This is a genomic window from Maribacter sp. BPC-D8 (assembly GCF_035207705.1).
Lineage (GTDB): Bacteria > Bacteroidota > Bacteroidia > Flavobacteriales > Flavobacteriaceae > Maribacter.
In genome coordinates, this window is the sequence record NZ_CP128187.1 from 1,626,709 (window position 1) to 1,638,588 (window position 11,880).

Sequence of the window (11,880 nt, forward strand, 5' to 3'; positions counted from 1 at the left end):
AAAATTACGTTATTCTTACCTAAATACATCATTACCATTAGCTATTCAAAATAGTTATTGTTGCATTGAAAATTCTAATTTAGAAAGTCTTCCAAACGCACGATCAAGCCTTAATTTTGCTTTATAATTAATTATAAAACGAAGACTTATTATGGCATATGTAGGAAAGAAATTCCCAAATCTTAGTGTTAACGCAATGAACGATATGGGCGACACTTTTAAACTTAACGTATTAGAAGAAGCTCAAAAAAATAATAAAAAAGTGGTTCTTTTCTGGTATCCAAAAGATTTTACTTTTGTTTGCCCTACAGAATTACATGCTTTTCAAGCTGCTATTGGTGAATTCGAAAAAAGAAACACAATTGTAATCGGTGCTTCATGTGATACTCCAGAAGTACATTTTGCATGGTTAAGTACTGCAAAAGATAATGGTGGCATTGAAGGTGTTACATACCCAATATTAGCAGATAGTAACCGTAACTTATCTAGTGTTTTAGGCATTTTAGATATTCAAAATGAAGTGTACGATGAAGAAACAGGTACAGTTCAAGTAGAGGGTGACAATGTTACTTACCGAGCTACTTATATTATTGATGAAGAAGGTGTTGTACAACACGAAAGCATCAACAATATGCCGTTAGGTAGAAACGTTGGCGAGTATTTACGTTTAGTAGATGCTTTAACGCATGTACAAGAAAAAGGTGAGGTATGTCCAGCAAACTGGGAAGAAGGTAAAGATGCAATGTCTGCAAATAGAGACGGTGTTGCTAGCTACCTTTCTACACACTCAAACTAAGTAAAAACAGCTATGAACATGAAGTCATTGACTTCATGTTCATTTTATTAATCTTTAAATAACTTTAATTATGTTATTAGAATTAGAACAAGATAATTTACAGGAAATCATAGATAATAATCCAAATGTTGTAGTTCAATATTCTGCAACATGGTGTGGTAACTGTAGAATCATGAAGCCAAAATTCAAAAAAGAGGCTTCACAAAATGAGGATATTACATTTGTTTTGGCAGATGCAGAGAAATTCCCTGAATCTAGAAAGCTAGCAGACGTAAGCAACTTACCAACCTTCGCTTCTTTCGAAAAAGGGAAAATTAAAAATCAGGTTCAAACTAATAAGTACGACCTATTAAAAGATTTGATCAGTGAGATTACCCATAATTAAATTACTGACAGAGTTCATTGAAGAAAAAGATAGCGATTTCGTTCTAGAGACCATCGAGACTTTAGAAGCATTAACAGAGCTACCTTCATTAAAAGATGAAGAGCTTGATGTCATCGGCGAACTTATTTCTAATATGTACGGCGCTATAGAGGTTGCGAATAGCATTGAGCAAGGCACCCCAAAGAAAGATGCTATGAATCAATTTATGCAGCGAGTTTTAGGCTCCATAGACAAATAATAGCTATTTAAAATATACAAAGTCCTTTCAATTATGAAAGGACTTTTTTTTATCATATTCCCGCTCATTTCAACTTTATATTTTATAATTTCACACTCTCAATTATAAAAAGATAAAAGTTATGGCTTCGGTTACACTAAAAGGAAACGAAATACACACATTAGGAACTTTACCTGCAAACGGCGGAAAAGCTCCAGAATTTCAATTAACTAAGAATGACTTATCTACCGTAAAACTTTCAGATTATGAAGGTTCTAGAGTAGTATTAAATATATTCCCAAGTGTTGATACAGGCACTTGCGCACAGTCTGTACGCCAATTTAACAAAGAGGCTGCAGAGCTTGACAACACCATTGTTTTATGTATCTCTAAAGATTTACCATTTGCACAAGCAAGATTTTGTGGCGCAGAAGGGATTGAAAATGTTGAAATGCTTTCTGATTTTAAAGATGGTAATTTCGGAAAAGGTTATAACGTAGCATTCTCAGACGGACCATTAGCTCCATTGCTTTCTAGAGCGGTTGTTGTTGTTGATGAAAAAGGTAATGTATTGTATACAGAGCAAGTAGCAGAAACTACAGAAGAGCCAAATTACAAAGCAGCTTTAGAGGCATTAATGAACTAAAAACAAAGGACACTCATGCCCAAAGAATCCTTTTTGGTAAATCGTATTAAAAGTGTTGGCTTCGCCCTTAAAGGCGCCTTCCTTTTAATACGAACCGAAGCTAGTATAAAAATTCAAGTGTTCATTGCTATCGTAATGACTGCCGCTGGCTTCTACTATGATATTTCGAGTACAGAATGGATACTTCAAATATTTGCAATTGCAATTGTTTTAGGAATTGAAGGTATGAATACCGCTGTTGAAAAAATTGCAGATTATATTCAACCAGAATTTGATGTCAAAATCGGATTCATTAAAGATATTTCTGCAGGTGCTGTAATGCTAGTTTCAATAGCTTCTGCCATTGTCGGACTCATCATCTATCTACCCAAGATTCTATAGGTTAGTTCTTAGTTTCCACGTAGCTCATCGTAAATTTGTAATTTAGCATCAGAATTAAGTTTTAATGGCAAAAAAGGCAACTAAATCAAAGCCAAAACCTACTAAAAAGCGCACACCGTTTAAATTATCCAAACAGAATAAAATCATTTTGGGTAGTTTATTGATGCTCTTCAGTATTGCATTGTTCTTTTCATTTATTTCATTTTACTTTAACTGGCAAGATGACCAAAGTCTATTGTCTGAATTTAAAGACCGTAATGAACTTGCAAAAAACTTACTGAATAAATTCGGAGCAAGCATTAGCCACTTTTTCATGTATAAGGGCTTTGGTGTAGCTTCACTAATTATTCCGTTTCTAATCTGTATTACAGGTATTTACCTCTTTTTAGGTCTACCTTTAAAAGCATTGTTCAAAAAATGGATTTGGGGTCTATTATTCATTATTTGGATTTCTATTGCCCTAGGTTTCTTTGCAACCACTAGCCCACTCTTAGGCGGATTGGTAGGTTTCGAGATGAACGATTTCTTACAAGATTACGCTGGTAAAATTGGCGTATTACTTTTATTGGTATTCGGACTCATATTTATTGTAGTACGTTTATTTGAAGTTACTCCTGAAGGAATTTCTTCTTTCTTTAATTCTAGAAAAGAAGCTATTTCAACAGAATTTAAAGCCAACCAAGAACGTAAGGCTACTAAAAAGAAAGAACAGAAAGAGCAAGATGATATTCTTACTACCTCGTTAGAAGAAGAGGGTCCTGTTATTTTAGACACCTATACGCACAAGGCAGAAATTCCTCTTTTAGAAAAAGAGAAAAAAGCTAACGATTTTGAAGTAACCGTACCAGAACCTGAGCCAGAAGAATCATTGGCAATGGAGGTTGAGTCGGTTGTTGAAGAACCCGAAGAAATTGATGTTCTTGCAAACAAACTTGTAGATGATTTTGGGGAGTTCGACCCTACCCTAGAATTGGGCAACTACAAATTCCCAACACTTGATCTTTTAGATCCTCATGGAGCTACTGGTGGCATTACCATCAACCAAGAAGAATTAGAAGAAAACAAGAACAAAATTGTTGAGACCCTAAAAAATTATAAAATCGGAATTGCCCAAATTAAGGCAACCATTGGTCCGACAGTAACATTATACGAAATAGTACCAGAAGCAGGTGTAAGAATATCGAAGATTAAAAATCTTGAAGATGATATAGCACTATCATTAGCGGCATTGGGTATTCGTATCATTGCCCCTATTCCTGGTAAAGGTACCATTGGTATCGAAGTACCTAACAAAAATTCATCGATCGTATCAATGCGTTCAGTAATTGCCTCTAGCAAATTTCAAAAGGCAGAAATGGAATTACCAATCGCATTCGGTAAGACTATTAGTAACGAAACCTTTGTAGTAGATTTAGCAAAAATGCCTCACCTATTAATGGCAGGTGCAACTGGTCAAGGTAAATCGGTAGGTTTAAATGCAGTACTTACTTCGTTATTATACAAAAAGCATCCGGCAGAAGTGAAATTTATTTTGGTCGATCCAAAAAAAGTTGAACTTACACTTTACAATAAAATTGAACGTCATTTCTTAGCTAAGCTTCCTGATTCTGAAGAAGCTATTATCACAGACAACACAAAAGTAATTCACACCCTGAATTCACTTTGTATTGAAATGGATAATAGATATGAATTGTTGAAATTAGCGATGGTTCGTAACCTTAAAGAATACAACACGAAGTTTAAGGCTAGAAAATTGAATCCGAATGACGGACACAAATTCTTACCATACATTGTTTTAGTAATTGATGAGTTTGCCGATTTGATCATGACAGCCGGTAAAGAGGTAGAAACGCCCGTAGCAAGACTTGCACAACTAGCAAGAGCAATTGGTATACATTTGATCATCGCAACCCAGAGACCTTCTGTAAACGTTATTACAGGTATCATCAAAGCCAACTTCCCTGCGAGGTTAGCTTTTAGAGTAACTTCTAAAATTGATTCAAGAACTATATTAGATACCGCAGGTGCAGATCAATTAATTGGTAGAGGAGATATGTTGTTTACACAAGGTAATGATGTCACCCGTATTCAATGTGCATTTGTCGACACCCCAGAGGTAGCAAAAATTGTGGAATTCATTGGTAGTCAGCGTGCTTACCCAGACGCACACGAATTACCTGAGTACGTCGGTGAAGATTCTGGCACGAGTCTTGATAATAACGTGTCTGACAGGGATGCAAAGTTTCGCGAAGCTGCTGAAGTTATCGTAATTGCTCAACAAGGTTCTGCTTCTTTAATTCAACGAAAATTGAAATTAGGGTATAATAGAGCTGGTAGAATTATTGATCAATTAGAAGCCGCAGGCATTGTAGGTCCGTTTGAAGGTAGTAAAGCACGACAGGTTTATGTATCTGACATGGTTGCCCTTCAACAAATTTTGGATAATGAATAATATTAAAAAGATGAAGAAAGTTATTATTGTATTGACGATTATGTTTACCGCAACCTTTGCTAACGCACAAGGTTCAGATAAAGCAAAAGCCCTACTTGATGAAGTTTATAATAAAGTACAGAGCTATGACAACATCTTTGTAGACTTCAAATTTGATTTAAAGAATACAGATGCAGGTATCAACCAAGAGACAAGAGGAGATGTTACCCTTGCTGGCGATAAATACATGTTCAATTACTTAGGTTCTCAGCAAATTTTTGACGGTAACAAAGTATACACTATCGTACCAGAAAATGAAGAAGTTACTATTGAAGACAAGTCTGATGATGAAAACGCCATGACTCCTTCTAAAATGCTGACTTTCTACAAAGAAGGACACAACTACGCTTGGGATATTCTACAAAATATTCAAGGGAGAAAAATACAATACGTAAAATTGACCCCTATCGATTCTGACACCGAAATAAAGTCAAGATTATTAGGTATAGATATGGGCACAAAGCACATTTACAACTTAATTGAAACAGGTAAGAATGGTACAAAAACAACGATCACTGTTAATTCTTTTAAAACAGATCAAACTTTGTCCAAAACCTTATTTACTTTTGATGAAGCTAAATACAAGGATGAAGGTTATTTCATTCTAAGAAATTAGAACTATTGAGAATACTAGACCGATATATCCTATCAAGGTTCGTTTTTAATTTTGTCAGTTCGTTTGTAATATTGATGTTCATCTTCATATTCCAAACGATTTGGCTTTTTATTGATGATCTGGCGGGTAAAGGTTTAGATATTGTCATTATTGGTAAGTTCTTGTTTTATTTAATGCCAGATCTTACTGAAAAAGTACTGCCACTTACCGTACTTTTATCTTCCATTTTAACCTTTGGCTCTATTGCAGAAAATTATGAATTCGCTGCAATGAAGGCATCAGGTATTTCTCTGCAACGTTCTATGTTGAGTTTAATCATATTCGTAACCATTTTAGGCGGAGTCACTTTTTTCTTTGCTAATAACGTTATTCCCCTATCACAAAGAAAAATATACAACCTCCGTAGAAATATTGCTAAGGTAAAACCTGCAGCAGTTGTCTCTGAAGGCGTTTTCAGTGATTTTGAAGGAATGAACATTAAGGTAGATGAAAAATATGGTGATAATGATCGTTTTCTTAAAAACGTAATCATTCATAGAAAGTCTGCAAACAACCTGAACACTACCGTCATCAAATCTAAATCGGGCGAATTAATAAGTAGCGAAGACTCAGACGTTATACAATTGGTATTAACAGATGGTCATTACTACGAAGACATCACCTCGAAAAGTAATGATAGCAAAATGAAATTCCCTTTTGCTCAGGCAGATTTCGATACGTATACAATGAACATCGAAATTCCTGAAATTAATAATGATGATTTAGAAGAAGAGCGCGATATCAGTACCGATAAAATGAAGAATATATCGCGACTTTCAAAAGATATCGATTCTTTACGTGGCGATAACTATCGTATTGTTCGTGCATTTTCTAAAAACATAGAAGGTAGAACAGGTATGTTTTCTCCTTTGGTTGCCAAAAACAATGATTCCACAAAAACGGATATGATCCGTAAAAAAGATTCTGTTTTAAATGCGAAAGCAATTATCGCTATGAAAAATATAGCGCTGCAAGATTCTATAAATGATAATTTTCTTGTCCTTTTTCCAGATTGGCAACAGATTCAGATATTAAGTAGTGCAAAAAATGCCACAACTAGTATTTTAGGTACTGTAAGTGGTAAAAAAGAAGAAATGCAGAAGAGATATAAAATCTACAATATGCACATTCTTTCGCTTCATAATAAATATGCATTAGCGTTCTCGTGTATCATTCTTTTCTTTGTAGGTGCTCCATTAGGTGCTATTATTAGAAAAGGAGGACTAGGTTTACCTATGGTAATTGCCATAGTACTTTTCCTAATTTATTATTTTATAGGAGTTTTCGCAAGCAATTACGCCAAAGAAGGTAATATACACCCAATGTTAGGTGCCTGGCTAGCAACGTTGATTATGCTACCTTTAGGTTTTATATTAACCAAAAGAGCAACAGAAGATAAAGGATTGATGGATTTCGGATTTATAGCCGATTTCTTCAAAAAAATATTTAAGAAAAAAGATAAAGCTGATTCTTAACCATGACAGATCTTAGTACAATACAATTGAATAGTATAGAAGAAGCGATTGAAGATATTCGCGCCGGTAAAGTAATTATCGTTGTTGATGATGAAAATCGTGAAAATGAAGGAGATTTTTTAGCAGCCGCTGAACTCGCTACAACAGAGACGGTCAATTTTATGGCAACTCACGGTAGAGGTCTTATTTGTGCCCCATTAACCGAAGGTCGTTGTAAAGACCTAGGCTTACATATGATGGTAAGTACCAATACCGATCCTTTAGAAACGGCATTTACCGTATCTGTAGATTTAAGAGGAAAAGGAGTTACCACAGGTATTTCTGCCGGTGATAGGTCTAAAACGGTTATAGCATTAACCGAAAGTGATACTAAACCCCATGATTTAGCGAGACCAGGACATATATTTCCGTTAGTAGCTAAAGAAGGTGGCGTATTAAGAAGAACAGGGCACACCGAAGCTGCTATTGATTTTGCGCGATTAGCAGGATTACAACCTGCAGGAATCATTGTAGAGATCATGAATGAAGATGGTACCATGGCACGCTTACCTCAATTGGTAGATGTTGCTAAAAGATTCGATCTTAAAATTGTCTCTATTGAATCTCTTGTTGCCTATAGAATGGAGCATGATAGCTTAATCGACAAAGAAGTAGATTTTGATATTAACACTCGTTTTGGTGAATTTAGATTACGAGCTTATAAGCAAACTACAAACAACCATATTCATATTGCATTAACTAAAGGTTCTTGGTCTTCAGATGAAAAAATCTTAACCAGAATCAACTCTACCCTTATCAACAATGATATTTTAGGAACATTGACACATAACCCAGACGAAAAGTTAGAGGATATGTTCAATAAAATTAATGAAGAAGGTAAAGGAGCAATTGTTTTTATCAATCAAGATTCAGAATCTCTTAATTTACTTTCTAGGTTAAAAGAGTTGAAAGAATTGCAAAAACAAGGCGTTCATAAAGCACCTAAGATAGAAATGGATAATCGTGACTTCGGAATCGGAGCTCAAATTTTACATGATTTAGGTATTCACAAAATGAAACTAATGACCAACAGTACCCAAGCGAAACGCGTAGGTATTGTCGGATACGGATTAGAGATTTTAGAATATGTGAAGTATTAATAGTTTAAACAAACTTTGACAATACATCTTTCATTTCAGCTGCACGTTCAGCAACCTGTTCTTCTGTCCAGCTTAGTTTTACAAGACATGAGATGGTTCTGCCTACCCACGCATCAGATTTTGAAAAATCAGATTTAGAATAGTCAGGTAACTGATTAACAACCTCTTGCGGCAACTTACCTAAAGATCTTTTATGGGTTAAATGCTCCCATTTTTTATAGTAATGCCAGTTATTATCAAACCAGTAAAAACAAGCATCTACACCAGCCTCACCTAAAGCTGTATGTGCTTTTTTTGCTATTTCTGTAGTTGGCAAAAAGAAAGAGATAAATGAATAATTCTCCACTCCCCCTTCTGGCACTTTTCTAAATGTAATATTAGAAAGCGGCGATAAGGCATTTCTTAAAACGGTGTAATTTTTCTTTTGGATGGACAAGAAATAATCTAAGCGCTCAATTTGCGCACAGCCCACTGCTGCATGTAATTCTGAAATTCTAAAATTATACCCTAAAAACGGATGCGTTTCCGTTCCGCGATTGTTACCCACATGATCATGACCGTGATCGGAGTAATGATCTGCATTCATTTTATACTGTTCGTTGTTGGTTATAATTGCTCCGCCTTCGCCACAAGTTATCGTTTTCACGTAATCAAAAGAGAAACAACCTAAATCACCATAACTACCCAAAGGCTTACCGTCATAACTACCACCTATAGCCTGGCAGGCATCTTCTAACAGCAATAAATGATGTTTATCACAAATAGCCTTCAATGCACCCAAATCTGCCATAGAGCCGCACATATGAACTGGCATGACTACTTTAGTTTTATCGGTGATAGCATTTTCTACAGCTTCTGGACTTAAGGTTAAGGTATCATCAACATCAACAAGAATGGGTATTGCACCAATAGCCAAAATAGATTCAAAACTTGCTACAAATGTAAAAGTTGGCATTATCACCTCGTCACCTGCTCCAACACCTGCACTTGCAAGCGCAACTGTTAATGCGGCTGTACCACTACTTACCAATTGTGCATATTTAGATTCCATTCGCTTCGATAAAGCTTCTTCAAGCTCTAATGCCTTCCAGTGGTTATTTCGCATTCCGTCAAAACCGTAACGCATTAATACCCCAGAATCTAGAACATCTTGAACTTGACTTTTCTCACTCTCTCCAAACAACTCAAAACCTGGCATGCTATCTTATTTTATATTGTAGTACAAATTTTGCTTAAATTATTGGTATAACCAACAACAAAACCTACAAATATCAACAAAGGATAAGCATTCCATTCTTCCGTAAAAACGATGAAAGTTCAATCAAAATAGCAACAAAAGCTATTAAAGATCAACTACTCATAAATCTACTTAAAACCCTGGTAACCAAAAGACTTCATTTGTTCAAATGCATCAGTAACCGTTTTTACAGGTAATTTACAGGTGTTATTCTGACATACATAAATAAAGGTTTCGTTTTCATTAAAACGATCTTTAAAAAGAGAAATATCACTCTCAACGATAGAGCCTACGGTGATCGAATTAACAATGTATGCGCTATTTAATTCTGATAACATACTTGTCGCATCTTTACCGACAACCACTATTTCATAAAAAGGATATACTTGTTGCAAAAGCAAAGACCCCCAAGCGCCATAGCTTACGGCATGACTTTCAAAATCATCTGTAATTAAAGACCCCATTACCGCTGCCTTTTTTAAATAATCGGTATTGTATTCTAAATGACCAATTCGTAAAAAATTCTGCGCCATAATAGCATTGGCAGAAGGCACCACCCCATCAGAAGTATTAATTATACTCGGCACCAAATCACTAGAAACATTATAATAGAACAACTCAGAATTACTCTTATATTTTTCTGAACCTATATTCATTAACTCTTTTGACGTCTGTAGATACGAGACGTCTAAAGTAACTTCGTACAAGGCAAAGGCACTTTTGGCTAGAAAAGCATAATCTTCTAAGAACACCTCTTTCTGCTTACTATCTTTTGTATAAGAATGCACCAATTGTGCATCTTTATAATTATACTCCTTTAAATAGTTAAAAACCGACACTGCCTCGGTTAAATATTTTTCATCACCAAAAGCCTTGTACGCTTCTAAAAGTCCGTCAATTAGAAGAGCGTTCCACGATGTCAAAATCTTAAAATCTTTGGTAGGCTTTTCTCTTTTTTGTCGCGCTTGATATAAAGTCGATTTCCAATTCTCCTTTTTCTTATCAAAGGCTTCTTCACTTATTTCGAACGCCTTTAAAATTTCACCCTTAGAAGTGGTATTGTTCAATACAAAATTACCGTCTTCCCAAACCTGACTATCGGCTATATTGAAGTACTTGGAGAATAATTCAAAGTCATCACCTAATAACGACTGCAGTTCTTCCTTCTTCCAAACATAATAGACACCTTCTTCCCCTTTGGTATCAGCATCCATAGCACTAAAATATCCACCTTCTTCATTTCGCATTTCAGACTTCAAAAATTTCAGCGTTTCTTCCACCTTAGTTTTGTACTCCTTATTTTCAGTCAACTTATAGGCTTTTGAAAGTAAATACACGAGTTGTGCGTTATCATACAGCATCTTTTCAAAATGAGGTACTTTCCAAGTATTATCAGTGCTATATCTAAAAAATCCGCCATCTACATGATCATAGATTCCCCCATGTATCACCTTATCCAACGTATTAATAACATGATTTTCAGCTTCGCTATTTTGTTGCAGCACGGCATAATCTAATAACATTGTCAAATTAGCAGGTAGTATAAATTTCTGTTGACCCAGATTACCACCCCATTGTTTGTCCCAAACCGTAGCCCACTCCGTAATACCGTTCACAAACTTATCTGGTGTAATGGCATTCGCTAATTGTTTTGCTGGCTGCTCATAAACTTCTTGTACACCATCTGCCAGCATGGTGGCATACTCCGTCATTTTCTCCGGATTCTTTTCATATTCAGAACTGAATTTGACTAGAATATTCTTCCATTCTTCTTTCTCAAAATATGTACCCAAAAATACCGGACTACCATTAGGCATAATAATAGCATTCATGGGCCACCCTCCTGTTCCGTTTACCAATTGCAGTGCGGTTTGGTAGACCATATCAAGATCCGGTCGTTCTTCGCGGTCTACCTTAATACTAACAAACTTATCGTTCATAAGCTTAGCTACTTCGGTATCTTCAAAAGATTCCTCTTCCATAACATGACACCAGTGGCAGGTTGAATACCCCACACTTAAAACCACTAGCTTATTTTCTTCGGATGCTTTTTTAAAAACATCATCTGACCAAGCTTTCCAATCTACAGGGTTATGTGCATGTTGTAATAAATACGGACTAGTTTCATGTATAAGATCATTGGTGAATTCGTGGTCATTATTGGCTCCTGTATCATCATCATTCTTATTTTGATTCTTGCACGAAACCAAAATGATAGTACAAACCAATACATAAAACAAGCTTTTAATCTTCATAATTCTCAAATAATAGATTCAAAGATATATTTAATTTATCTATCACAAACTTCTAGAAATTCGCTCTCAATTAAGAAATATATTTCCTGCCATAATTGCGAAATAGACAGTAATTAAAAACAATATCGAGAAATACTTAAATCTAATGGATTAAAAATGATGTTATCATAAATATATCACCCATAAATTACCGTATCACTGGC

General features: G+C 35.4%; 11 protein-coding genes. 9 read left to right on the top strand and 2 right to left on the bottom strand.

What is annotated here, in order from left to right; translation table 11 throughout:
• Positions 1–151: 151 nt before the first annotated feature.
• The 9 genes from QSV08_RS07400 to ribB all read left to right on the top strand — a co-directional run bounded on the left by QSV08_RS07400 (position 152) and on the right by ribB (position 8,185).
• Positions 152–796, top strand: a complete 645-nt coding sequence (locus QSV08_RS07400) for a peroxiredoxin (protein WP_324027763.1) — start codon at positions 152–154, stop codon at positions 794–796.
• 70 nt (positions 797–866) lie between these two features.
• A complete protein-coding gene (locus QSV08_RS07405) occupies positions 867–1,181 on the top strand; it encodes a thioredoxin family protein (protein WP_036153842.1) in 315 nt (104 codons plus the stop codon).
• Positions 1,162–1,419 carry a DUF6952 family protein gene (locus QSV08_RS07410; RefSeq protein ID WP_027066683.1) on the top strand — a complete coding sequence of 86 codons (258 nt, stop codon included), beginning with the start codon at positions 1,162–1,164 and terminating at the stop codon, positions 1,417–1,419. The genes QSV08_RS07405 and QSV08_RS07410 overlap by 20 nt, the downstream gene beginning before the upstream one ends.
• A 121-nt stretch (positions 1,420–1,540) precedes the next feature.
• Positions 1,541–2,044, top strand: coding sequence for a thiol peroxidase (gene tpx / locus QSV08_RS07415; RefSeq protein WP_324027764.1), 504 nt, complete (start codon positions 1,541–1,543; stop codon positions 2,042–2,044).
• Between the two features lie 15 nt (positions 2,045–2,059).
• Positions 2,060–2,425, top strand: a complete 366-nt coding sequence (locus QSV08_RS07420) for a diacylglycerol kinase (protein ID WP_299325493.1) — start codon at positions 2,060–2,062, stop codon at positions 2,423–2,425.
• 64 nt (positions 2,426–2,489) lie between these two features.
• Complete coding sequence (locus tag QSV08_RS07425) at positions 2,490–4,877, top strand: FtsK/SpoIIIE family DNA translocase (protein ID WP_324027765.1); 2,388 nt, start codon at positions 2,490–2,492, stop codon at positions 4,875–4,877.
• Positions 4,878–4,887: 10 nt separating this feature from the next.
• Positions 4,888–5,532 carry a LolA family protein gene (locus QSV08_RS07430; RefSeq protein ID WP_324027766.1) on the top strand — a complete coding sequence of 215 codons (645 nt, stop codon included), beginning with the start codon at positions 4,888–4,890 and terminating at the stop codon, positions 5,530–5,532.
• A 74-nt stretch (positions 5,533–5,606) separates the two neighbouring features.
• Positions 5,607–7,046: an LptF/LptG family permease gene (locus QSV08_RS07435; RefSeq protein ID WP_416382052.1), complete on the top strand. Its 1,440-nt coding sequence runs from the start codon at positions 5,607–5,609 to the stop codon at positions 7,044–7,046.
• 2 nt (positions 7,047–7,048) lie between these two features.
• Positions 7,049–8,185 (top strand): 3,4-dihydroxy-2-butanone-4-phosphate synthase, encoded by a 1,137-nt coding sequence (gene ribB, locus QSV08_RS07440; RefSeq protein WP_324027767.1) that lies wholly within the window; start codon positions 7,049–7,051, stop codon positions 8,183–8,185.
• 4 nt (positions 8,186–8,189) lie between these two features.
• Here ribB and QSV08_RS07445 read toward each other — a convergent pair whose 3' ends face one another.
• The gene (locus tag QSV08_RS07445) at positions 8,190–9,383 is read right to left on the bottom strand and encodes a DegT/DnrJ/EryC1/StrS family aminotransferase (RefSeq protein WP_324027768.1); all 1,194 of its coding nucleotides are present in this window, start codon (positions 9,381–9,383) and stop codon (positions 8,190–8,192) included.
• Positions 9,384–9,550: 167 nt separating this feature from the next.
• On the bottom strand, positions 9,551–11,677 hold the full coding sequence (locus QSV08_RS07450) for a thioredoxin domain-containing protein (protein WP_324027769.1): 2,127 nt from the start codon (positions 11,675–11,677) through the stop codon (positions 9,551–9,553).
• Positions 11,678–11,880: the final 203 nt, after the last annotated feature.

Excerpts from the sequence above, each read along its gene's own strand:
- QSV08_RS07435 (WP_416382052.1), top strand. The coding sequence starts at position 5,607 with ATGTTCATCTTCATATTCCAAACGATTTGGCTTTTTATTGATGATCTG.
- QSV08_RS07420 (WP_299325493.1), top strand. The coding sequence starts at position 2,060 with ATGCCCAAAGAATCCTTTTTGGTAAATCGTATTAAAAGTGTTGGCTTC.
- QSV08_RS07430 (WP_324027766.1), top strand. The coding sequence starts at position 4,888 with ATGAAGAAAGTTATTATTGTATTGACGATTATGTTTACCGCAACCTTT.
- QSV08_RS07425 (WP_324027765.1), top strand. The coding sequence starts at position 2,490 with ATGGCAAAAAAGGCAACTAAATCAAAGCCAAAACCTACTAAAAAGCGC.
- QSV08_RS07400 (WP_324027763.1), top strand. The coding sequence starts at position 152 with ATGGCATATGTAGGAAAGAAATTCCCAAATCTTAGTGTTAACGCAATG.
- tpx (WP_324027764.1), top strand. The coding sequence starts at position 1,541 with ATGGCTTCGGTTACACTAAAAGGAAACGAAATACACACATTAGGAACT.
- QSV08_RS07405 (WP_036153842.1), top strand. The coding sequence starts at position 867 with ATGTTATTAGAATTAGAACAAGATAATTTACAGGAAATCATAGATAAT.
- QSV08_RS07450 (WP_324027769.1), bottom strand. The coding sequence starts at position 11,677 with ATGAAGATTAAAAGCTTGTTTTATGTATTGGTTTGTACTATCATTTTG.
- ribB (WP_324027767.1), top strand. The coding sequence starts at position 7,049 with ATGACAGATCTTAGTACAATACAATTGAATAGTATAGAAGAAGCGATT.
- QSV08_RS07445 (WP_324027768.1), bottom strand. The coding sequence starts at position 9,383 with ATGCCAGGTTTTGAGTTGTTTGGAGAGAGTGAGAAAAGTCAAGTTCAA.